Source organism: Belliella calami, from assembly GCF_022549695.1.
Lineage (GTDB): Bacteria > Bacteroidota > Bacteroidia > Cytophagales > Cyclobacteriaceae > Belliella > Belliella calami.
On the sequence record NZ_JAKZGS010000004.1, the window covers coordinates 122,278 to 145,449 of the forward strand.

Annotated in this window: 23 protein-coding genes; 14 read left to right on the forward strand and 9 right to left on the reverse strand. The window is 37.0% G+C overall.

Features of this window, described 5'->3' with window-relative positions; translation table 11 throughout:
• Nucleotides 1–54: 54 nt before the first annotated feature.
• From MM236_RS07220 to MM236_RS07230, 3 genes are read left to right on the forward strand one after another with little or no spacing between them, the layout of a single operon-like run.
• Nucleotides 55–396, forward strand: coding sequence for a phage holin family protein (locus MM236_RS07220; RefSeq protein ID WP_241274284.1), 342 nt, complete (start codon nucleotides 55–57; stop codon nucleotides 394–396).
• Nucleotides 397–786: a hypothetical protein gene (locus MM236_RS07225; RefSeq protein ID WP_241274285.1), complete on the forward strand. Its 390-nt coding sequence runs from the start codon at nucleotides 397–399 to the stop codon at nucleotides 784–786.
• Entirely contained in the window at nucleotides 770–1,540 is a 771-nt protein-coding gene (locus tag MM236_RS07230; RefSeq protein WP_241274286.1) for a phosphoglycerol geranylgeranyltransferase, read from the forward strand. Before MM236_RS07225 ends, MM236_RS07230 begins: the two co-directional genes overlap by 17 nt.
• Here the strand turns inward: MM236_RS07230 and MM236_RS07235 are convergent.
• The 6 genes from MM236_RS07235 to panC form a co-directional block, all read right to left on the reverse strand.
• Complete coding sequence (locus tag MM236_RS07235; RefSeq protein ID WP_241274287.1) at nucleotides 1,523–2,452, reverse strand: helix-turn-helix domain-containing protein; 930 nt, start codon at nucleotides 2,450–2,452, stop codon at nucleotides 1,523–1,525. The genes MM236_RS07230 and MM236_RS07235 overlap by 18 nt on opposite strands.
• Nucleotides 2,453–2,593: 141 nt before the next feature.
• Entirely contained in the window at nucleotides 2,594–3,733 is a 1,140-nt protein-coding gene (locus MM236_RS07240; RefSeq protein ID WP_241274288.1) for an acyl-CoA dehydrogenase, read from the reverse strand.
• 106 nt (nucleotides 3,734–3,839) lie between these two features.
• Nucleotides 3,840–4,529, reverse strand: a complete 690-nt coding sequence (locus MM236_RS07245) for a zinc metallopeptidase (RefSeq protein ID WP_241274289.1) — start codon at nucleotides 4,527–4,529, stop codon at nucleotides 3,840–3,842.
• A gap of 32 nt (nucleotides 4,530–4,561) precedes the next feature.
• Nucleotides 4,562–5,563 (reverse strand): lysylphosphatidylglycerol synthase transmembrane domain-containing protein, encoded by a 1,002-nt coding sequence (locus MM236_RS07250; protein WP_241274290.1) that lies wholly within the window; start codon nucleotides 5,561–5,563, stop codon nucleotides 4,562–4,564.
• Between the two features lie 3 nt (nucleotides 5,564–5,566).
• A complete protein-coding gene (gene panD, locus MM236_RS07255) occupies nucleotides 5,567–5,914 on the reverse strand; it encodes an aspartate 1-decarboxylase (protein ID WP_241274291.1) in 348 nt (115 codons plus the stop codon).
• Between the two features lie 25 nt (nucleotides 5,915–5,939).
• A complete protein-coding gene (gene panC, locus MM236_RS07260; RefSeq protein WP_241274292.1) occupies nucleotides 5,940–6,821 on the reverse strand; it encodes a pantoate--beta-alanine ligase in 882 nt (293 codons plus the stop codon).
• A gap of 93 nt (nucleotides 6,822–6,914) precedes the next feature.
• Between panC and MM236_RS07265 the strand changes: the two genes are divergently transcribed.
• From MM236_RS07265 to glmS, 3 genes are all read left to right on the forward strand, one after another.
• Complete coding sequence (locus MM236_RS07265; RefSeq protein ID WP_241274293.1) at nucleotides 6,915–7,727, forward strand: glycogen/starch synthase; 813 nt, start codon at nucleotides 6,915–6,917, stop codon at nucleotides 7,725–7,727.
• Nucleotides 7,687–9,051 carry a DUF4270 family protein gene (locus MM236_RS07270; RefSeq protein ID WP_241274294.1) on the forward strand — a complete coding sequence of 455 codons (1,365 nt, stop codon included), beginning with the start codon at nucleotides 7,687–7,689 and terminating at the stop codon, nucleotides 9,049–9,051. Before MM236_RS07265 ends, MM236_RS07270 begins: the two co-directional genes overlap by 41 nt.
• Nucleotides 9,052–9,188: 137 nt before the next feature.
• A complete protein-coding gene (gene glmS / locus MM236_RS07275) occupies nucleotides 9,189–11,030 on the forward strand; it encodes a glutamine--fructose-6-phosphate transaminase (isomerizing) (protein ID WP_241274295.1) in 1,842 nt (613 codons plus the stop codon).
• 88 nt (nucleotides 11,031–11,118) lie between these two features.
• Here the strand turns inward: glmS and MM236_RS07280 are convergent, their stop codons facing one another.
• Nucleotides 11,119–11,622, reverse strand: a complete 504-nt coding sequence (locus MM236_RS07280; protein ID WP_241274296.1) for a hypothetical protein — start codon at nucleotides 11,620–11,622, stop codon at nucleotides 11,119–11,121.
• Between the two features lie 220 nt (nucleotides 11,623–11,842).
• On the opposite strand from MM236_RS07280, the gene MM236_RS07285 reads away from it, so the two are divergent.
• The 8 genes from MM236_RS07285 (at nucleotide 11,843) to MM236_RS07320 (ending at nucleotide 21,932) form a co-directional block, all read left to right on the forward strand.
• Nucleotides 11,843–12,463, forward strand: a complete 621-nt coding sequence (locus MM236_RS07285; protein ID WP_241274297.1) for a putative outer membrane beta-barrel protein — start codon at nucleotides 11,843–11,845, stop codon at nucleotides 12,461–12,463.
• 551 nt (nucleotides 12,464–13,014) lie between these two features.
• A complete protein-coding gene (locus MM236_RS07290; protein WP_241274298.1) occupies nucleotides 13,015–15,945 on the forward strand; it encodes a DEAD/DEAH box helicase in 2,931 nt (976 codons plus the stop codon).
• Between the two features lie 389 nt (nucleotides 15,946–16,334).
• The gene (purU, locus tag MM236_RS07295; RefSeq protein WP_241274299.1) at nucleotides 16,335–17,189 is read left to right on the forward strand and encodes a formyltetrahydrofolate deformylase; all 855 of its coding nucleotides are present in this window, start codon (nucleotides 16,335–16,337) and stop codon (nucleotides 17,187–17,189) included.
• A gap of 102 nt (nucleotides 17,190–17,291) precedes the next feature.
• Complete coding sequence (locus MM236_RS07300; RefSeq protein ID WP_241274300.1) at nucleotides 17,292–18,203, forward strand: M28 family peptidase; 912 nt, start codon at nucleotides 17,292–17,294, stop codon at nucleotides 18,201–18,203.
• 68 nt (nucleotides 18,204–18,271) lie between these two features.
• Nucleotides 18,272–20,050, forward strand: coding sequence for a chloride channel protein (locus MM236_RS07305; RefSeq protein WP_241274301.1), 1,779 nt, complete (start codon nucleotides 18,272–18,274; stop codon nucleotides 20,048–20,050).
• A 398-nt stretch (nucleotides 20,051–20,448) separates the two neighbouring features.
• Nucleotides 20,449–20,616 (forward strand): hypothetical protein, encoded by a 168-nt coding sequence (locus MM236_RS07310; protein ID WP_241274302.1) that lies wholly within the window; start codon nucleotides 20,449–20,451, stop codon nucleotides 20,614–20,616.
• 188 nt (nucleotides 20,617–20,804) lie between these two features.
• A complete protein-coding gene (locus tag MM236_RS07315) occupies nucleotides 20,805–21,236 on the forward strand; it encodes a lipocalin family protein (protein ID WP_241274303.1) in 432 nt (143 codons plus the stop codon).
• Between the two features lie 135 nt (nucleotides 21,237–21,371).
• Nucleotides 21,372–21,932, forward strand: coding sequence for a hypothetical protein (locus MM236_RS07320; RefSeq protein ID WP_241274304.1), 561 nt, complete (start codon nucleotides 21,372–21,374; stop codon nucleotides 21,930–21,932).
• A 194-nt stretch (nucleotides 21,933–22,126) separates the two neighbouring features.
• On the opposite strand, the gene MM236_RS07325 is transcribed toward MM236_RS07320, so the two are convergent.
• Nucleotides 22,127–22,312, reverse strand: a complete 186-nt coding sequence (locus MM236_RS07325) for a hypothetical protein (protein ID WP_241274305.1) — start codon at nucleotides 22,310–22,312, stop codon at nucleotides 22,127–22,129.
• Nucleotides 22,309–23,139, reverse strand: coding sequence for a 50S ribosomal protein L11 methyltransferase (gene prmA, locus MM236_RS07330; RefSeq protein ID WP_241274306.1), 831 nt, complete (start codon nucleotides 23,137–23,139; stop codon nucleotides 22,309–22,311). The genes MM236_RS07325 and prmA overlap by 4 nt, the downstream gene beginning before the upstream one ends.
• Nucleotides 23,140–23,172 lie beyond the last annotated feature (33 nt).

The window sequence follows — 23,172 nt, forward strand, 5'->3', positions numbered from 1 at the left end:
TTGCTGTATATTGTAACTTATTAAATTAATTGTTGGCTTTTTAAAATAATTATTATGCTGAATGTTTCAGAAATAGTACAAACGATCAAGCAACTTATTGAAGTTAGAGTTGATATCGTAAAAAATGAGATAAAGGATCAATTTTCGGATATCTTTTCCCGAATATTTATTTTAGTTCTTATGGGACTATCTTCCCTCATGATTTTACTTTTTGCAAGTATTTCACTGGCATTTTATCTGGGAGAGATTTTGTATTCTCCATATCAGGGATTTTTGTATGTGAGTTTACTTTATTTATTGTTATTTGTGATCCTCTATCTCGTAAGAGAATCAAAGGGGATTTTGGATACTTTCAAACATGTGTTTAGGACTTTCATTTTCAGAATCAAAAAATAGATGGATACGAAAGAAGATTTGAAGAATAAGGCAATAGAACTTGAGCAAACACTTCAGGCTCAGTTGAATTTTCTCAAAACCGATTCTAAAGATTTTGTCAAAATTGGTGCTGGAGTATTGCTCGGTGGTCTTACGGCTTTCGGTATAGTGAAAGCTATAAAAGGTAAAAAAAACAGCAAGAATAAAAGAATCATGGAAGTCCTGGAAAAAGAAGGACTCCTTGATAAAGATACCATTGAGAGATTAAACACAAAAAAAAGTACTGGTTTTAAAGCACGCATGGTCGCAGTACTTTTACCTATGATCATAGCTTATGGAAGAGAAAAATTGATGGGTGGAAATCAAAAAAATGATGAACAAATAGGAGAACCAAGTGAAGGGAACAATTGAGTATAAATTAAAATCTCTTGCTCAGGAAGGAAAAAAAGCAGTCGCTTGGCTTATAGATCCAGACAAAACTGCAACAGATCTATCTTTTTTGGAACATGTAAAAGAGGTATCTCGTTTGGGTATTGACTTTATTTTTATTGGTGGTAGTTTGATCAATTCAAATGAAACTGAAAACATCATTAACATAATCAAAGAAATAGATACTAAAATTCCCCTTATTCTCTTTCCTGGCAGTGTATTACAATTTTCCGATTTAGCAGACGGAATCTTATTTCTCTCTCTTATTTCAGGCAGAAATCCAGACCTTCTGATAGGGCAGCATGTTGCTATAGCCCCATTGCTGGCAAAATCCAACCTTGAAGTATTACCTACAGGTTACATTCTTGTAGACGGCGGACTTTCTACGGCTGTGAATTATATCAGTCAAACCATCCCAATTCCAAATCACAAACCTGAAATAGCCGTTGCGACCGCTTTAGCAGGATCATTTTTGGGGCTACAGTATTTTTATATGGACGCGGGAAGTGGTGCAAAAATCCCCATTCCTCAAGAAATGATCAATAAAGTGAAAAAATCAATCAATGCACCTTTGATCGTAGGAGGAGGATTGAAGGAAGTGTCAAATGTAAAAGAGGCCTTCAAAGCAGGTGCGGATGTGGTAGTCATAGGAAATGGGGCAGAAAAAAACCTCAGTTTTTTGACTGAGGTTTTGGAATATGTGAATGTTCTTAATTTATCACTGAACATTAATTAAAGACTCTCTTCTTCGCATCTTACCAGCTGGCAATCCATACATCATCTTGAATCTTCTACAGAAGTAAGCCGTATCTTTGTACCCTACTTCTTTGCCAATGTCCCTGATGCTTTTCTTGGAAGTTCTCAACAACTCCACTGCTGCTTCCATTCTTTGATATTCAATATAATCCTGTGGATTGATACTGGTCAACATTTTGAAATATTGACCAACGTAGTCTTCTGATACATTGGCAACTTTCGCCAATACTTTGTTGGATAGATCACCTCCGATATTTTTCTTGATATAATTGAACATATCAATCAATCTTGGATCTTTGAAATAAGTACTGTTTGTAGATAATTCTTCTACAAAAAGTCTGTTTTTAAGAATATGTCTTACAATTTCAATTACCAGCAATTCTGTTTGCAATTTTGATACCCTTTCTTTTCCAGGTACGTTTTGCTCAGATTCTTTTACTATATCTTCTATGATCGTAGCGATCTTGTCATTGAATCTAATTACAAACGGAGGAATCCCGAGTGAATTGAAAAAGTTTACGACATCGAATACCTTAGCCTCGAAATTTACTACAGTGATGCAGTCTTCTTCCGCATTTTTGATATCCTTAAAACTGATTGTTTGTAGGTATTTTCTTTTGTTGTCTAAAAATGCCTCATTTGTCAAATCTGACTTTTTGGTAACATTGCCAAATGAAACGTTGCTTCTGCGTCCTGCAGGAATAAATAAAATTTCGCCTTCATTGACACCCTCTCCTTCATCGGAGAATTTTAATGAACCTTGATGAAGTAAAATTACTGTGTTTTCGGTATCGTTGTAATCCGAAACGCTAACAGACTTATCAATTTTATAGTTATTGCCTTTTAAAAAGCGAACTCCTACGGATTCTATGACTTTATTGTAATATTCCATGAAAGAAGTTGTTTTGGTTTTTCTGTAAAACTAGGTTAAATTTCTGCAATATAGTGTACTTATCTAATAAAAATTTCATGTAAAAAAGAAAAAGGTCATAAAAATTGAATTTTATGACCTTTTTCACCATCTTTTTTTGAATTATCTTAAAATACTACGTGATATAACTATTTTTTGAATTTCGCTGGTTCCTTCATAAATCTGTGTGATTTTTGCATCTCGCATCAATCTTTCTACATGGTATTCTTTTACAAATCCGTACCCACCATGTACTTGTACTGCTTCTACTGTCACATCCATCGCCACTTGTGAGGCATATAATTTTGCCATTGCTGAGGCATGTGCATAGTCTTTTCCTTGATCTTTGAGCCAAGCAGATTTGAGTACCAATAGTCTTGCAGCTTCTATGTTTGTAGCCATATCGGCTAATTTGAATTGAATTGCTTGATGCTGGCTAATTGGTTTGCCAAAAGCTTTCCTTTCTTTGGAATATGCCAAGGCTAGTTCATAAGCACCTGAAGCAATTCCCAAAGCTTGAGCCGCTATACCTATCCTGCCACCATTCAATGTTTCCATCGCAAAAGTAAACCCAAACCCTTCTTCTCCTATCCTGTTTTCTACTGGCACTTTCACATCGGTGAACATCAAAGAATGGGTATCAGATCCTCTAATTCCCAATTTATCTTCCTTTTTGCCAATGACGAAACCTTCTGATTCTTTTTCGACTATGAATGCAGAGATTCCTTTGTGACCTTTGGCAGCATCGGTTTGTGCAATCACTAAATATATGCTAGCAGTACTGCCATTGGTAATCCAATTCTTAGTCCCATTTAAGATATAATGATCACCATTCAATTCTGCAGAGGTTTTTTGAGAAGTGGCATCAGATCCAGCTTCAGGTTCTGAAAGACAAAATGCACCTAACAATTCACCTGATGCAAGTGGTTTTAGATATTTTTCTTTTTGTTGTTCATTTCCATATTTTTCCAATCCCCAGCAGACAAGCGAATTGTTCACAGACATCGCTACTGAAGCTGATGCATCGATTTTGGATATTTCCTCCATTGCCAATACATACGATACACTGTCCATGCCGCCACCATCATATTTTGGATCGACCATCATTCCCATGAAGCCCAATTCCCCCATTTTTTTGATTTGTTCGTGAGGAAATCTAGCCTCAGTATCTCTTTCTATAACTCCTTCAAGTAATTCTGCTTGCGCAAATTCGCGCGCTGCGTCCCTTACTGCCAACTGCTCTTCAGTATATTCAAAATTCATATCGATATTTGGGTTATTTGTTTCAAGGGTGGAATATAGATCAAAAAAATAAAAGGGGCAATTTCTTGCCCCTTAAATGTAAACTCAAATTGATGTTTTCAGTTTCTTAGTCTCTATTTCCAAAGAAAATAAAGATGTAATATGCCAAAGTAGCCAATGAAGCCAAAGCTGCAACTACATAAGTCATTGCTGCCCATTTCAATGCGTCTTTAGACATTCCATATTCTGATTTGGTGACAATGTTCCTTTGATTGACCCAGGCAAGTGCTCTGTTGCTTGCATCAAACTCCACTGGTAATGTTACCAATGTAAACAACGTCATAACACTGTATGCTCCAACTACAATAAATCCTATAAGGTCATAATTAAGGCCCAATGCGTAACCTCCTAATAAAGAAGCAATCAGCACAATGTTTAGAATCTTACCACTTGCGTTTTGAACTGGTACCAATGCAGATCTCAATTGTAGCCAAGAATATGCTGTAGCATGCTGTACTGCGTGACCACATTCGTGTGCAGATACTGCGGTTGCGGCTGCATTTCTACCGTAGTACACATCTGGGCTAAGGTTTACAGTTTTGTTTGCTGGATTGTAGTGGTCAGTAAGCTGACCTTCCACGCAATTTACCTTGACATCATAGATGTTATTGTCAGCAAGCATCAGCTCTGCTATTTCCTTTCCAGACAAATTTGCCTGAAGTGGAATTTTTGAATACTTTTTGAATTTGCTCTTAAGCTTATTGCTTACAACAAATCCTAAGATTCCGAATACAACGACGATTAATATTAGAAACATAGCTTTGGTTTTTAACTTTTGTCTTTACGAATTTAGGAAGTTTTAGGTTCTCCTTTTGCAGTGATCCTAAAGAAAATTGCCAGGGCAACTAAACCCAAGACAATCATAATCACCACCTGACTTCCATGGATGATTGCTGCGAAGATTTTTCCCTCCTCCTCTGATAATCCATAACGTATCAAAATAAAGGCCACTAATGCATGAAAGGTTCCAATCCCCCCTTGAACGGGTGCAGTCATGCCAATACTTCCCATTACCATCACCATCAGGACTGCATTGGCTGTCAAACTGGCAGTAGACGGAATTGCCAAAGCTACCGCAAACATGGTAGCATAATAGCAAAGCCAAATCACGGCCGAAGAGGACCAGAATCCTGCTTGGTTTTTCACTTTACGAAGACTAACCACTCCTTTGACAAGATCCCCAGTAAAATTCCTTACTTTTTTGATGAAGCTGTTTTCCTTGTACTTTTTGAAAAGGAAGACGATTAAAATGATAATCAATATAATGGCCCCGATGATAATCGGTAGTGCACCGTTAATTTTAGCTACAATATCATCTACGGATACCAGTTCGGAGAAAAGGCTAATGAAAAGATCTCGTTCTAGAAAGAACGCTAGGGAAATAGCAAAAAGCATGAACAAAAAATCAATGGTTCTTTCCATGATTACTGTTCCGATCAATTTGCCCATTTCGATGTTTTCTGTTTTTTTCAGAACACCACATCTGGCCACTTCACCGGCTCTTGGTACGACTAAGTTAGCTAAGTAGCCGATCATCAAAGCCCAAAAGGCCCTGAAACTCGAAGTATTCTGATCTTCCCCCGCGTCAATCAACAAGGTCCATCTCCAAGCACGAAGCCAAAAACCAAAAATCGAAACCAAAAAGGAAATACCTAACCAAAGAATAGAAGATTCTTCAACGACTTCAGACATATCAGAAAAACTGATGTCTTTATATAAAAACCAAAAGATCCAGATAGCCACCCCTAATGAGAGTATTACCTGGATCCACTGTTTGATAGAAAGTTTCAATACTTATATTACTTTATTGTGATCGTCTGGGAAAATCAAAACTGGCTTATGCAACTTAGCTTCCTCAAAATCCATTGAGGCATATGAAATGATGATTACCACATCACCTACTTGCGCTTTGCGTGCAGCTGGACCATTCAGACAAACCATTCCTGAGCCTCTTTCGCCTTTGATGACATAAGTTTCTAGTCTCTCGCCATTATTTACGTTGACGATCTGCACTTTTTCATTTTCGATGATATTGGCAGCATCTATTAGATCTTCATCTACGGTAATGCTTCCTACATAATGTAGTTCCGCTTGAGTAATCTTTACTCTGTGTATTTTTGATTTTAATACTTGAATATGCATGAATTCAAATTTTTTGCAAAGGTAATTAAACTATACTAAGGTTATCTATCAATCGTATTTCTCCTATGAAAGCAGCAGTACAGATTGAGATGTTAAGTTGGTATTTGATGGTACTTAGTTTCTCTAAAGTATCCGTATTCACCAATTCGAAATATTCCAATCTCGCTTTCGGTTCATCATAGAATCTTTTGGCAACCTTTTCCCTGATCTCAAACCAATCCCCACCTTGTAAAAGTTCAGTTTTGGCAAAAAACATACAGTTGTAGAGAATAGTAGCGGTCAATCTTTCTTCGGGATTGAGTCTTACATTTCGGGATGACATTGCCAATCCGTCTGACTCTCGAATGGTCGGGACTACTACGATTTCCACATCAAAGGAAAGATCATTTACTAGCCGCTTTATGATGGCAACTTGCTGCAAATCCTTCTGTCCGAAGTAAGATTTATCAGGTTTAACAATGTTTAACAATTTAGATACGACCACTCCAACACCATTAAAATGACCCGGTCGGAAGCTTCCTTCCAATGTTTTGTCTAAGTTCCCAAAGTCCATTTTTAGGAGTGATTCGCCAGTGTACATTTCAGTTACACTCGGCAAAAAAATAAAATCTACCCCTTTTTCTTCAAGTAGTTTGAGATCTTCATCTATGGAAATAGGATATTTTTCGTAGTCTTCTTTGTTGTTGAACTGCGTGGGATTTACGAAAATGGAGACTATTACACTGTCAGAAGATAATTTTGCATTTTCAACTAAAGACAAATGACCTTTGTGTAATGCACCCATAGTAGGTACAAAACCTATTGTTTTTTGACTATTTCTAAGAATCTGTAAAGCTGATTTTACAGCTTGTTTTGTCCTGAGGATTGTCACATTGATGGGATTTTGGAAAATGTAAAATAGCCGCAAAGCTATGTTATTCTTGATAAAAACAATGGATTTGAAGGATTTTTTTTGTAAGTTTGTAGTCCCGTATTATCCCTCAACAAAAAAAAACAAGATATGTCTAAACTTCGTATTCTCTACGTAGCCAGCGAAATCAATCCTTTCCTCCAAACTTCTGAAGTTGCCAACTTTGTAAGAGCTCTGCCTCAGGCAATGCAGGAGAAAGGTATGGAAATACGAATTCTTGTTCCTAGATTTGGTCTAATAAACGAAAGAAAGAACAGGTTACACGAGGTAGTGAGACTTTCTGGAATCAACATAGCAGTTGGTGAGGAAGAAAAACCTTTGATTATTAAAGTAGCATCTATACCCAATGCAAAGCTTCAAGTTTATTTTATAGACAATGAAGACTATTTCCAAAGGAAGAGCGTTTTCCACGATAAGCAGGAAAAGTTCTATGAAGACAATGACGAAAGAGCCATTTTCTTCTGTAAAGGTGTGATTGAAACAGTAAAAAAACTAGGTTGGGCTCCTGACGTAGTGCATTGTAACGACTGGATGACCAGCTTGATACCAATGTATTTGAAGACCACCTACAAAAACGAACCGTTATTTAAGGATACAAAATCCGTATTTGCTATTTATAATACAGGATTTAGCCATAAATTTGGCGACGATTTGTTTGAGAAAGTGAAAATGGTAGATATTGATGATGCCATTTTAGCTCCTTTGAAATCTAAAGACTATGAAGGTTTCCTTAAAATAGGAATGGAATATGCCGACGTAGTCATCAAGAACGAAGACATCTCAGATAAATTAACACAATTAATTGAGGAGTGCTCTAAAGACAAGAAGTGTGAGATTAACAGCGACGAAGAAGAACAACTTTTTGAAAGTTATTACAACATCTATAATGACCTCGCCAGCTAAGCTGGTTGGAGGTCTATTGATCACATTATCCATTGCGAGTTCTTGCAGCGATCCATCTACTCTAGGGTTAGATTTGGATCCCAACAATAATCAGATAGGGGTTTTCTACACAGAAATACCCCTTTCTGCTTCTATGGTTTTGCTTGACTCTTTTGAAACTACCAATAGTTTTTCCATGGTAGTCGGGGGTATGACAGATGATTTCTTTGGCAAGACTGAAGGAATCGGCTTTAGCAGACTTGCAATTAGTCCTACTGCCACCAGACCCTCACAAAACGCAGTGTTAGACTCTGTAAAATTCAATTTCCTGATAGAATCTGTCATTGGAGATGATTTGAGCAGTCCAAAATCGCTTTCTGTTCATCTATTGAATGAGCCTATCATGGATACCATTTACTTCAATACTGACAGATTAGATTTTGACCCGAATCCCATCGCCCAAGGTAGTTTTGATTTCTCTGCAAGGCAAGACACTGCTGTTTCCATAGCTATGGAGTCAGGATTTTCTGATTTTATATTTGAAGAATTGAAAAAGGGAGATAATTTCAGAGATATCTTCACTTTTAGAAACTTTATTCCCGGAATTGCTTTTCAAGGTGATACAGAGGAAAATGCTTCTACATCTATAAGAATCGGAAACAACACTGGAATCGTTGTTTATTTCAAGAATCAAGGAGATACTGTTTCCAGGGGATATGCTATCACTACTGCACAATCTAGACATTTCAATTATGTTAACAGTGATAGATCTGGTACACCAACGGAAATTATCACGGAAGCTGGAAATGCTTATGAGGTGGGTAACAGAGTTGGTTTAAAATCCAACTTAGGGCTTACAATCAAATTAGACACAAGTCCTATCGATGCATTTTTAGATACACTTACAAACGTTACCTTCAACGAAGTGATTTTGGAACTTGGTCCTCTTGCCAGCGAATCAGTTACAAATAGACCTCCGCCAAGTATGTTTTTGAACTTCACAGATGATTCAAATAGGCTTTTGGAAAGAAATGGAAGCCGATTAATTGTACAAACTGAAAACCAACCTCAATTTATTACAGGAGAAAATGGCAATATTATCCCAGCAGTTGGAAACCCTGGCCGGTTGGGTTTTTCGTCGACCAGCAATCTTTATCGACAGGGATTGACTTCATATCTAAATGCTATTTACAGGCAAGGACTTCAAAGAAATGATATGTTGCTTTATCCTGCTCCGACAACCCAAGATGGTGCAGATGCATTTAGAAAGTCTTTTAGGGGATTTACTGTAGATCAAAACAATATTAAATTAAAAATATATTATTCTAAGATTAGGGCTTTCTAGTAATTCCTATCTCGAAAATGAATTAAGTAACCCAAGCTTAAATTTGCCTTCAATTAAAGCCGATTGCAGAATTTAAGTTTGGGTTTTTGCAATCTTAGCCTGAAAAGAATTACCTTTAAGCTTTAAAATTTTTACTTATGTGTGGAATAGTAGCTTATGTAGGGCAGCAAGAGGCACTGCCAATAATCATCAAAGGACTCAAAAGGCTTGAATATCGAGGATACGATAGTGCAGGAGTAGCTTTGATAGATGGAAATGGACTCAATGTCTATAAGAAAAAGGGCAAAGTCTCCGAGTTGGAAAATCACCTGACCAGCCAAGGTGATTTAGTCTCAAAAATAGGTATCGGCCATACCCGATGGGCCACCCACGGTGAGCCAAATGATGTAAATGCCCACCCGCATTACTCATCAAATGAAGAGTTTGCAATGATCCACAATGGTATCATTGAAAACTATGATGTTCTCAAAACAGATCTCATGAATAGAGGGTATCAATTTCACAGTGATACAGACTCAGAAGTGTTCATGAAGTTTATAGAAGACATTCATAAGAACAATGATTGTAGTCTTGAAGAAGCTGTAAGATTGGCCCTGCACAAAGTAGTGGGTGCTTATGCTATCGTGATCATGAATATTGCTGAACCAGATACGCTTATTGCTGCCAGAAAAGGTTCCCCACTGGTGATTGGAGTTGGCGTGGGTGAATATTTCCTGGCTTCCGATGCCACACCGATTATAGAATATACCAACCAGGTAATCTATTTGGATGATTATGAAATAGCAGTAATCCGAAATAACAACCTTCAGATCAAGACGATTGAAAATGTGGAAACCAATCCATATATCAATAAGTTGGAAATGGAACTCGAAGCCATCGAAAAAGGTGGATATGAGCATTTCATGTTGAAAGAAATCAATGAGCAGCCAAGGTCGATTGCAGACTGTATGCGTGGTAGGCTGGATGCCAAGAATGGCAGGTTGATACTTGGTGGTCTTAGGGATTATATGAACAAGTTTCAAAATGCAGATAGAATTATCATCACCGCTTGTGGAACATCATGGCATGCAGGTTTGGTGGCGGAATACCTTTTTGAGGAATTTGCGAGAATTCCTGTAGAAGTAGAATATGCTTCTGAGTTTAGGTATAGGAATCCAGTGATCAGCGAGAAAGATTTTGTCATTGCGATATCCCAATCAGGAGAGACAGCGGATACACTTGCAGCAATAGAATTGGCAAAGTCAAAAGGAGCCACGATTTTTGGGGTTTGTAATGTAGTGGGTTCGTCCATTGCAAGAGCGACACACGCTGGCTGCTATACCCATGCGGGTCCTGAGATAGGTGTAGCATCGACAAAGGCATTTACAGCTCAGATTTCTGTACTGACGATGATGGCTTTGATGCTTGGGTATCAAAGAGGCACTTTGACTGAGAGCAAGTATGTTCAGCTATTGAATGAACTAGAAGGCATACCAGGGAAAGTAGAGAAAGCATTGAAAATGAACAGCAATGTTGAAAAGATAGCTGAGATTTATAAAGATTCTAGAAACTTCCTTTATTTGGGTAGAGGTTATAACTTCCCTGTAGCACTTGAAGGCGCACTGAAGCTTAAGGAGATTTCCTATATCCATGCAGAGGGATATCCTGCGGCGGAAATGAAACATGGCCCTATTGCATTGATTGATGAAGAAATGCCTGTTGTATTCATCGCCACAAAAGATACTTCTTATGAAAAGGTAGTTTCCAACATTCAAGAAGTAAAAGCCAGAAAAGGAAAAATTATCGCTGTAGTCACCGAAGGAGACACTGTAGTGAGAGGAATGGCAGATCACGTTCTGGAGATTCCAGACACAGCAGAGGCTTTTGTTCCATTGCTTTCTGTGATTCCATTGCAGCAATTATCCTATCACATTGCTGTGATGAGGGGATGCAACGTGGATCAACCGCGAAACCTTGCCAAGTCAGTGACAGTAGAATAAAAACAAGAGAGGCTCCAAATTTGGAGCCTCTCTTGTTTTTAGACAAATCCTATAACCTCATCTTTATTTATATTGAAGTATCTTATTTTTAGGCGATTTTTAATTTCAACTCACCTTTTCTCTTGACAATTTTCAGATCGAAAAAATGATTGATAAATGCCTTGCATTGGTTTTCGGACCATTCGGCTCTCGAATCTGTATCGAATAAAACGGTCATTCTTAGCATTGTTTTCACATATTGCTCGTGCTGACCTAGTTCTCTCACCCACTCAGTCAATTGGTCTGTCCAGTCTTCCTGAAATTTTTCGAAATGGGTCCTTCCATCAAAAAGTAATTCTAGTTGATTTGACCCATATTTGTACCTATAGATGCCTGAAAGCTGATAATATATGATTTTCAACCTGTCTTTTGGAAAATCATAAGTGTCCAAAATCTGATTGAAAGTTTTATCCATCAGCATCAATGGATTGAAAAGTGCAGTGTATGATCTTTTTAGTTCAAAAACAAGTAATTCCAACATCCTATCTTCCATAGCTGTCTGAGCCTGGCGTAAAATATAATTTTTATCTAGAGGAAATAGTTTTTGAATCATTGTACAGTCAAATATTTTGCAAAATACGTCATTCCTATATATTATAATAATTATTGACTCAAATATTGAGTTTTAAGTGTCTGTTTATTAAAAAAAGCTAAATACTTAAAAACAAATTTATAATTTATAACTAAATTCTTTGAACACTTTTCTTAATAACTGCGTAGTTTATATTATTGCTTTTAATTTATCATATAATTTAATCTAAAATTCCTGTTTTATGAAATTCAAATTCTTATTGCCTGCCTTTTTACTCTTATGCTCAGTTTCCCAAGCCCAAGAACTAAAAATAGATGCTGGTCTCGGTGTGGGTACATTTATCGATGATTGGTCTTTTGGGCCTGGAAAAGTTCTAGCAACCACAGCATTTAACTACAGGACAGATACTAGATTTGATTTTAGTGCAGACTTTTTAATTACTGGTCAAATGGGTTTTTCTGATCGTACTCCATTCTTATCTTCTCAAAATGCTGATTTCTATGATAACAGCTTAGCCAATTTGACGAATGTCATGCTTTTGGGTCGATACAAATTTGCTATCAAAGATCCACGCCGGTACTTTTTCCTTGGGGCAGGACCTGGATTGAGCCATGTTTCCCAAAGAGTAGATACAAATGATACACGCCGGGTTTCAAAAAACAATTTTATTGTAGGTATAGAAAGTGGGATAGTTCGGAATAACGTTACTTTAGGGATTCGCTGGACAAGTAATATTACAACCCCTGGCTTCCAAGAGGTTAATCAGGTAGATGGTCGTGAGGTGGTTTATAGCGAAGTTACTTTTATGCCCATCATGTTTTATGCTAAGTATGATATTGTAAGGATTTGGGGGAATAGATAATTAACTTATCGGTGAATGGTGATTAGTTGATTGGGTTATCGGTGGAATGTGTTTTCTAAATCATTTCTTCTAAACCTCTAACCCCCTAACCATTAATCAAGAGATAGTTATCGATGAATGGGGATTAGTTGATTGGGTTATCGGTGGAACGGTTTTTCCAACGCTAATCCCCTAACCATTATCTAATCGAGAGATAGTTATTGAGGGAAATGGGGTTCGTTGATAGGTAATCGGTGTAAAGGTGTTTTCTAACTCCTTTATTATAAATTTATAATCTTCAATCAGTTGTGGTCTGATGACTGCCTACTGTTATCAATTATTCGCATGATTATAAGTGATATATTCACCTACTAGTATCATTGTAGATAATCATATTTTTTAAATTTACAATCGCTTAATTCTAACTTTTAAACCTTTAAATCGATTAAGTCTATAACCCTTTAAAGATATTTTTTCATTTACTGGATTTTATTCCTTATTTTTCGAACTAGTTTGAACCACCAAAAAACCATTTGTCGTCGATTTTGATTCCTCGATAAGTACCACCCACTATGAAAGTTTCTGCTGAGCAACCATTTGAGATTATCTATTCTCTATTTAGTCACGAATATCTGGGATTACTTTTTGAGTCCTTTGTAATTCAATTGGACGAAAAAGGAAGGCTATCCCTTGCTCATCAAAATATTTCCCATGTCAATGCCAAAGAATTTGCAGATGGACTGGATGAAATAGACTATCAGCTTATCAAAATGATGGATGAAATGCAGCAGGATGCAATCACCAAAAAATTGAATACCAAAAAGCTGAAGCCAAAGGAGTATTTGCGTAAGATTTACGATGAAAAAACAGGCAACAAAGTTTCTCAAGAAATGATTGAAATCAAGTTGGAAGGACTAAGGTCAAGAATACTTGAAAAAATGAAGGGAAAGAGGCTTTTTGAAATGGCCAATGATGGAAATCCGATTTGGAGGGAGATTTTTATTATGGAGGAACCCGCCTCTGTGCTTTTTCATTTTAGGCGAAACGAGGAAAACACCCATTATTTTCCAACAATCAAATACCAGGGAGAAAGATTGGAATGGCAATATAGAAACGCTTATTTGATATGTAATGAGCCAGCTTGGTTGGTGGTTGACAATCATCTTTATCATTTTGCAAAAGGTGAAGACGGTAAAAAGCTGATGCCGTTTCTCAACAAAAAATTTATCGTAATACCCAAAAAAGTAGAGCAACAATATTATCAAAAATTTGTCACCCAACTCGTAGCTTCTTTTGACGTGTATGCAAAAGGATTTGACATCAAAGTAGAACGAAGTCAGCCCGAACCTGTACTTAGTTTGAGCGACTTGCCGGGATCAGCGAAGACCGACCTATTTGGCAATAATAATCAAATACAAGAGGAAGAAAAAATCGTTTTTGACCTCAAATTCCAATATGGAAATTATGCCTTCCGCTCTGAAGAAAGCGCTTCAAACAATGTAGAGTTAGAGCAGGAAGGGGATAATTATACATTTCATAAAGTCATAAGAGATGTAGTTAAGGAAAAATCCTACGGAGATTACTTAAAAAACCTTGGTCTGCCAGTCAAATCCTCAAGATTTGCTTTGGAGAAATCAAAGGCTTTTGGCTGGATCAATATCCACAAGGACAGCTTGGAAGAGATGGGTATCAAAATCCAACAATCAGCTACTTTCAAAGGCAAGCAGTATTTCATTGGTCATGCACACATTTCTGTAGAGGTCAATGAAAATATTGACTGGTTTGATGTCAATGCTCTGATCAAATTCGGACCATATAAAATCCCTTTTGCAAAAATCCGAAAATTGCTTCTTCAAGGAAAATCCGAATTTGAACTTCCCAATGGTGAAATTGCTGTAATACCTGATTCTTGGTTTGTGAATTATTCTGAAATTTTCGCATTTCTTGAAGATAATGAAAGTTCTGAAGATCAGACTTTGGTACTCAAGAAGCATCATATAGCACTTGCACAAGAGTTACAAAATAATAACCTGGTTCAATTGACTATGAGCAGGAAGTTGGAAAAGCTTAGGGATTTTGCGCAAATTGAAGATTATGACTTACCAGATACATTCAATGGCACGTTGAGACCTTATCAGAAGGCAGGTTACAACTGGCTTAGGTTTTTGAATGAATATAGATTCGGTGGCTGCCTGGCCGATGATATGGGTTTGGGAAAGACTGTGCAGACACTGGCACTTTTGGCTCACGAAAAGAAACAAACCGAAGGAACCACTTCATTGTTGGTCATGCCAACTTCCCTGATTTATAACTGGGAGCTTGAAGCCAAAAAGTTTACGCCAGGGTTGAAAATATTAACCTACACAGGCACGAACAGAATCAAGGACAGCAGTAGATTTGCCAATTATGATTTGGTATTGACTTCTTATGGAATCATTCGGCTAGATCTTGATGTATTGAAATCATTTTACTTCAACTACATCATCCTAGATGAGTCCCAAGCGATCAAAAATCCAGGAAGTATCATTGCCAAATCCGTAGGAGAGCTCAATTGTAAGCATAAGTTGATCCTCACAGGTACTCCTGTAGAAAATGGAACGATGGATTTGTGGTCTCAAATGAACTTCATCAATACGGGGCTTTTGGGAAATCAAAGTATGTTCAAAAAACAGTTTTTGCAGCCTATCGAGAAGAAAAATGATATGGATAAAGCCTCAAAACTTCATGCCATGATCAAACCCTTTATCATGCGAAGGTTGAAAACACAGGTAGCGACGGATTTGCCAGAGAAAGTCATCAATGTGAAGTACTCTTCCATGACTGATGAACAAGAAAAAGCTTATGAAGAAATCAAGAGCTATTATCGGGATAAGATTGTCAATGAACTTTCTTCACCTGGTGCGAAAAACAAACAGTTTACTTTGCTTAGAGGTCTAACACAACTGCGACAAATTGCGAATCATCCGAGATTGACCAATAAGGATTATTTAGGAGATTCAGGTAAACTTGACGATGTGATCCATATGCTTCATTCTACAGCAAGTGAGGGTCACAAAGTATTGGTATTTAGTCAGTTTGTGAGACATTTGTCAATAGTCAGGGAATATTTGGACGAAAATCAAATCAAATATGCCTATCTCGATGGATCTACCAAGGACAGGCAAGCACAAGTAACGACATTTCAAGAAGATGATAGCGTGAAGATATTCTTGATATCTCTTAAGGCTGGTGGTGTAGGCTTGAACTTGACCAAAGCTGAATATGTCTTTTTGCTTGACCCATGGTGGAATCCAGCTGTAGAAGCACAGGCAATAGATAGGGCCCATAGGATTGGACAGGAGAACAAAGTGATTATTTATAAATTTATCACCAGGAACACCGTGGAGGAAAAAATCATGGCACTCCAAGAGCGAAAGATGGCGCTTGCAGGTGAATTGATTAGTACTGAAGAGAGCTTTATGAAGAGTCTGAGCAAAGATGATATAGAGGCCTTGTTGGATTGATTGTAGATACGTGACGTGAGATGTGAGAAATGAAACTTGAGACAAAGACTTGAGACAGAGTGTCTACGACTACGTCACCTCTCTCCCGAAAGCATTCGGGAGAAGCTTGTCCCGCAGAATTCCAATTAACCAATAGCTTCAGGTTATAGGTTTAATTTTAGATTTTAAGGTTCAGATTTTAGATTGATTGTGAGGAAAATGCGGCCTAAAATACTAATCCACTAATTTTCTAATCCGTAATAACTTAATCCACCAATTGCCTTATCAACTCTATGTAAAGATTTCCTCCTTCTATCAAGTGTTTCATTTTAAGAAAACCCCATATATTTGCCTTTGGAATTAAACGAGTTTTTAATTATTTGAACTTTAAATCACAAAGTTATTTTACCATGGACAAAGCGATTTTAATCATTCAGTGCAAAGATCAAAAAGGAATTGTATCCGCTGTATCGGCATTTTTGTACGCACATCAAGGGAATATTCTTGAAATCGATCAGCATGTAGATCAAGAGTTGGGCATGTTTTTTATGCGTGCATCGTGGGAATTGGAAAGCTTTGGCTTGGCAAAAGATGAAATAAAGACGGTATTTGAACAGCAAGTTGGAAACCAATTTCAAATGCAATTCCAATTGTACTTCAATGACAGAAAGCCAAAAATGGCACTTTTTGTATCCAAACAGTCTCATTGCCTTTTTGATATTTTGAGTCGATACTACTCGGGGCAATTTGATGTAGAGATACCTTTGGTAATTTCCAATCATAAAGATTTGAAACGCGTGGTGGAGGCATTCAGAATTCCATTTCATTATGTACCGATGGATAAGGAAAATAAAGCTGATACAGAACAACAACAAATTGCACTTTTGGAAAGCCATGATGTGGACTTTGTAGTTTTGGCGAGATACATGCAGATATTGAGTGGTGATTTTATAAGAAAATATCCTAACAAAATCATTAACATTCACCATTCTTTCCTTCCGGCTTTTGTGGGGGCCAAGCCTTATCACGCGGCCTATGAAAGAGGTGTCAAAATCATAGGGGCTACAGCACATTATGTGACCGAAGAACTTGATGCAGGTCCAATCATCGAGCAGGATGTTGCCCGGGTTCGGCACCACAACACTGTTTCTGATTTAGTTCAGATGGGTCAGGATATAGAGAAAGTAGTTCTTTCAAAAGCCATTAAATATCACTTGGAAAATAAAGTTTATCCATTTGGAAATAAGACAGTTATTTTTTATTGATAAAAAGAATAGGCAATAATAAATTAGTTATTCCTTTTACACCATATTTGAAATAAATTGTCTTTATAAATGGAGAGACTATTCAAACAAACATATAAACCGATGATACGACATTTCAAAATAATCCTCTTGATTTTGACTTTAGCCTTTCCTGCTTTGTCAGAAGCACAGAAAATCAATCAAGAACAACTTATTTCAGACATCAAATACCTTTCTTCAGATGAACTTGAAGGCAGAAAACCTATGTCAGAAGGGCATCTGAAAGCACAAGAATTCATCAAAGAAAGGTTTGAAAAATTAGGTTTGAGTAGTCAGTATGACGATTTTACTCAAACTTTTTCGTTTACAAATCGACGAGATGGAAAGACCTATGACAAAGCTGCGAACATAGTGGGCTTTGTACCTGGAAGTGATTCTGATAAAATCATCGTGGTCATGGGACATTATGATCACATTGGAAAAAATGGTGACGACATATTCAATGGAGCTGATGACAATGCTTCCGGAACGGTAGCTATGCTCGCTTTGGCGGAATATTTTGCCAAAAATAGACCAAAGCACTCGATGATGTTTGTAGCACTTGATGCAGAAGAAATGGGCATGCATGGAGCTAGGGCTTTGGTGAATGATTTTCCATTTGAGATGGAACAGGTAAAGCTCAATATCAATATGGATATGGTGAGTAGAAATGACAACAATGAATTGTATGCTGTTGGAACTTATCATTACCCTTTTCTAAAACCTATTTTGGAAAAAGCATCAACAGGAAAGTCACCGAAGTTGATGTTTGGACATGATGAGCCCGGTTCGGGAAGGGATGATTGGACCAATGCATCAGATCATGCACAGTTCCATCAGAAAAAAGTCCCGTTTATTTACTTTGGAGTAGAAGATCATGCAGACTATCACACGCCAAGAGATACTTTTGAAAACATCCAACCAGAATTTTTCAAAGGAGCAGTAGAATTGATTCTTGATTGTATAATTGCTTTAGATACTGACTTGCTGAATTGATTTCGGCAAGTCTTCTTTTTTGAAGTATATATAACTTGTACCTTTATGCCCTAAATTAAATTTGTGCTTTGGCAAAGACTGACATCATCACCCGTTTTTTGATCTGGAGAATCAGACACCTAAGTACCAAAAACTTTGTTTTGATATTGAGTGGCTTGATTGGGATATTAGCTGGATTGGCTGCTGTCATTTTGAAAACTGCCGTTCATGCCATCCAAAAATTCCTGACCGGAGACTTCAACGAAGCTTACGCAAACTTTTTCTATATCATCTACCCTCTTATTGGGATAATATTGGCATTCTTGATTGGCACATATATCTTGAAAGATCAAGGAGGTCATGGAATCCCTGATTTACTTTACAATATTTCCAAAAAAAGTAGTCTGATCGCCAAAGTAAAAATGTACAGTCGAGTGATTACTTCGGCAATTACCGTTGGCTTTGGTGGTTCTGTTGGTTTGGAAGCTCCCATAGTGGTCACTGGATCTGCTATAGGATCGAATTTTGGTAGTTTGATGCATTTGAATGCCAAAAAAAGGACACTTTTGATAGGATGTGGAGCCGCTGGAGCAATCTCAGCAATTTTCGGCGCCCCGATTGGTGCAGTGATATTTGCGATAGAAGTTATTTTGCTAGAAGTCAGTGTTGGGAGTTTCATTCCCTTATTGATCGCATCAGTAACAGGGTCTATTACTTCCATGATACTTTTGGGAGAGGATGTCATGTTTACATTCAACCTCTCAGATAGTTTTTTGGCAGCACACATGCCCTATTATTTCTTATTGGCGATATTTACAGGAATCATTTCATTATACTTCAGCAGGGTTGTATTGAAGACAGAGTCACTTTTGGGAATGATGGAAGATCCATGGATGAAAGTTCTATATGGAGGAGCATTCTTGGGTTTGATCGTGTTCTTTTTCCCTCCTATTTATGGTGAAGGTTATGAAACATTAAACGCTCTGATTGATGGGGATCCTCAGAGATTACTGGCAAATAGTCCATTCTTTGGGGAAATTGACAATCCATATTTTATCATTTTGTTCTTGATGTTGATCATTTTCATCAAACCAATCGCATCCGCGATAACTATCGGGGCTGGTGGAAGCGGAGGTATTTTTGCCCCCTCGCTTTTCGTTGGAGGAATTACAGGTTTCGTGTTTGCTTATACGGCGAATATATTTGGATTGCCCATTGCCTTGCCGATAGCACATTTTACACTAGTCGCTATGTGTGGGGTGATGAGTGGGGTGCAACATGCACCACTTTCTGCGATATTCTTGATTGCTGAGATCACTGGTGGTTATGAGTTATTTCTGCCATTGATGTTTGTTTCTGCCATTTCTTTTGTGACAACAACCTACTTTGACAAGGACTCTCTTTATGTTAAGCAACTCAAAGACACCGGTCGATACCTCACCGAATCAAAAGATGAGGAGGTTTTGGATAATATCGATATCAGAAAAGTGATGGAAAGAGATCTATTGCCAATTGCTCCTGAAGCGAGACTAGGAGATCTTTGCAGGCTCGTACAGCTTTCCAAAAGGAATATATTCCCTGTGGTCAATGAAAATGGAGAACTTGCTGGAATCATTACTTTGGATGACATTCGCGACATCATGTTCAATGAAGAAAAGCAAAAGGATATCAAAATCCAGCAGCTGATGCATAGTCCTCCAGAAGTAATCTATCCAGATGAAAACATGCAAAAAGTAATGGAAAAATTCGAAAAGTCCGGTGCTTGGAATTTGCCTGTTGTTGAAGATGGTATTTATTTGGGATTTATATCCAAATCCAGAATTTTTAATGCCTACAGAAAACGCCTGATTAGGCAGAATTTGGAGTAGAAGTTTGAAGTTAGGGATTTAGTCAGTAATAAGAAGTCAGGACTACACCCCTCTGGGATTATTGAATATCTGTATATCCAAATGGTGATCTTAGTAAAAACCTACTGTTGTTGAAAAGAGAGTGAATTCTAAATTGTACTCAAAAAAAATTACAAAAATGATAAAAAAAGTTTATTATTTTCCGAATCACAAATCCACATAAAATTTAGTTTAAAATGGGGGGGGTATAACCAAATTTTTAAAATATATTTCCGAAATCTTTGAAAAATTCACTATAAAAATAGTACAATTCATATACTCAACTGGTAATCAGAACATAGTAAATTTAGTTTAATATCAATGTTTCTTTAGTTTCAAAAACATTTTAATTATTATTTCACTAATAAATTTTAAAAATCATGGAAACTTTAGACATGGAAAAAATGGAAAATCTGGTCGGTGGATCGGATTATTGTGACACAGCTTGGTTATTACTAAGTGGTGGTGGATTTCAGGGTAGTGATGAACTATATTGGATACTAGCTGATTCTTATGATCAACATTGTCAAGGTCACAATCCATATTAAAAAAGTATCGGATCTTAATATTAAAATATTTGGATAAAGTGTTCTTTCCTAAAACAAATTATTCTAAATATATAGAATAATTTACAATAATATCAGTTTGCCTGATTTTATGTTTTCTGCAGAACAATTTACTACATATGGCCATATTTAAGATCCGATTTTTCAATTAACTTATAAATTAAATAACCATGAAAATTTTGGCAATATTTATCCTTTTAGTTTCATTTCCTGTTTTTGAAAATTCGGAGGAAGAAATTTTGGGGTATTGGAAAGTACACTCATTCCAAGCCTTTGATAATATTATTTCTTCAAATAATTTCAAAAATGCGCCCCCTGAAGTTCAGGAACAAATGTTGGAAACTTTTAACAAAGTTATTGAAGGTTCATATTTTAATTTCCTTCAAGACACAGTCTTTTTTTCAGATTATAAAGAAAGTGAGATCCACGAAAAATCCGGAATGTGGTATTTTAATGGGGACACCATCATTATCAATGACTTGAAAAAAATCAAAACATATCGCTTCTACAAAGAAAGTTTAACAAAAGATGAATTAAAATTGAAGCTCGTGTATCCAAACGGTGACCTTAGCAAAAACTTACTTTTGTTGAAAAGAGAGTAAATTCAAAATTGATTTTAGCAGTAAGTTACAAAGAAAACACCAAGAAAATTCATGCTTTTTTTTTCAAGAAATTAAATTAGGCATGAAAGTGATATTCTGTATTAGTTAATTTTAATTGAAAACAAGGAAAAAAGCATGAAGTATTTTTTGGTTCTAATTCTGATAGGAATAGTTTTAGGAGTATTTATAGACGTTTTTTTGCTTTCTGATGAAGTTTTTTATTTCCACTTGACAGAAAAATATTCCAACACTAGAATTGAGAAAATGCTGGACTTCCGAGGGAAATGGCTTTGGGTCACCTACTTTATTTCCCCAGCCGTTACCTTCTTTAAAATTTTGCTCCTTGCCAGTCTGATTTACCTGGGGCTTTATCTTTCCAACTTAAAATATTCCTTTTCTGATGTCTTTAAGGCTTGTGTAATCGCAGAGTTTGTGCTGTTGTTACCCATCTTGATCAAGATCATTTGGTTTGAATGGATAGATCCAAGCTTCACTTTGGAAGATTTTAAGTCTTTCTATCCCCTATCCATGTTTAGCCTTTTTGATCCTGAATTGTTGGAAAAATGGTTTCATTACCCATTTAAGGCGCTGAATGTTTTTGAAATAGGATATTGGTTTGCACTTGCAGGAAGTCTTTCAGTTGTGTTGCATTTGGGTTTCAAAGAAATGCTAAAGGTAGTAGTATGCCAATCTTGATCGTCACTCATAAAATTTCACCTGCTTTGAGATCTGATTATATTTACATCATAGAGAATGGGAAAATCACACATGCAGGGAGTCCTAAACTCCTACTAAAATCAGGAAATTTATTGTCAAAATCATTTGAAGAGATTTCCCACTGGTTCAAAAAAAATGAAATTTGAACAATAGAAATACCTAAACCTTAATACTTATTCCTTCTCTTTATACTTCCCCCAGTAATATATAGGAAAGACCAACGCCTTGAGTTTCCAGTGGTTCTTTTCTTTGATGGATAAAGTCGTGTCTTCGTGGACTGTTCTGTACATTTTTCCAGCCATCAAGGCATGTGCGATCAACAGTAAAAATATTATTGCATAAATGATTAATTCTGTCATAATTTCTCAAAAATCAATGCTGCCCAATTATCCTTGTCTTTTTGGCTCAATAATTTGAAACCTACGGAATCTGCCTTTTCCTGAATATCAACAATGTCATGGGTATAAAAACCACTCAACAATAAATTCCCTCTGCTTTTTACCAAACTTGCATAAATCTCCAATTCATCGAGCAGCACATTTTTATTGATATTTGCCAAGACGATATCGAAAGTTCCCTGTGGTGCAACTTCACGGACAGTCCCCAAACCCATCCTAACATCCTTCATGCCGTTGAGATCGAAGTTTTCGTTGCCATTGTCCACACACCAATCGTCGATATCAAAGGCTTCTACTTGTGTCGCTCCAAGCTTGTGTGCCATGATGGCCAAAATTCCCGTTCCCGCTCCGATATCAATCACTCTTTTGCCTTGATGGTCGATCGTCAACTGATGGGATAGCATCAGGAATGTCGTCGCATGATGCCCTGTCCCGAAAGACATTTTAGGATTGATCAAAATTTCGTGCTTGATTTCTGGTTTTGGAGCGTGAAATGAAGCTCTTACATATACTTCTTCTCCCACTTGGATCGGATCATAATGCTTTTCCCACTCCTCATTCCAATTGACCTTTGCCATCACACCTTCCACAATCTCCAATTCTGCTGAATCTTGGTAGCGGTTGATTACTTCTTGGTAAGTCTCCCGATTAAAAGAATTTTCTTCGATATAGGCATCAAGACCTGTGTCCGTTTCCAAAAAAGAATCAAAACCCACCTCCGCCAATTCAGCGATGAGGATTTCACGAAAATCTTCTTTACAATTAATCTTAAACTCTAAATACTGCATAAATTGTAGGAAAGTGATAAAAAACGGGAAGAA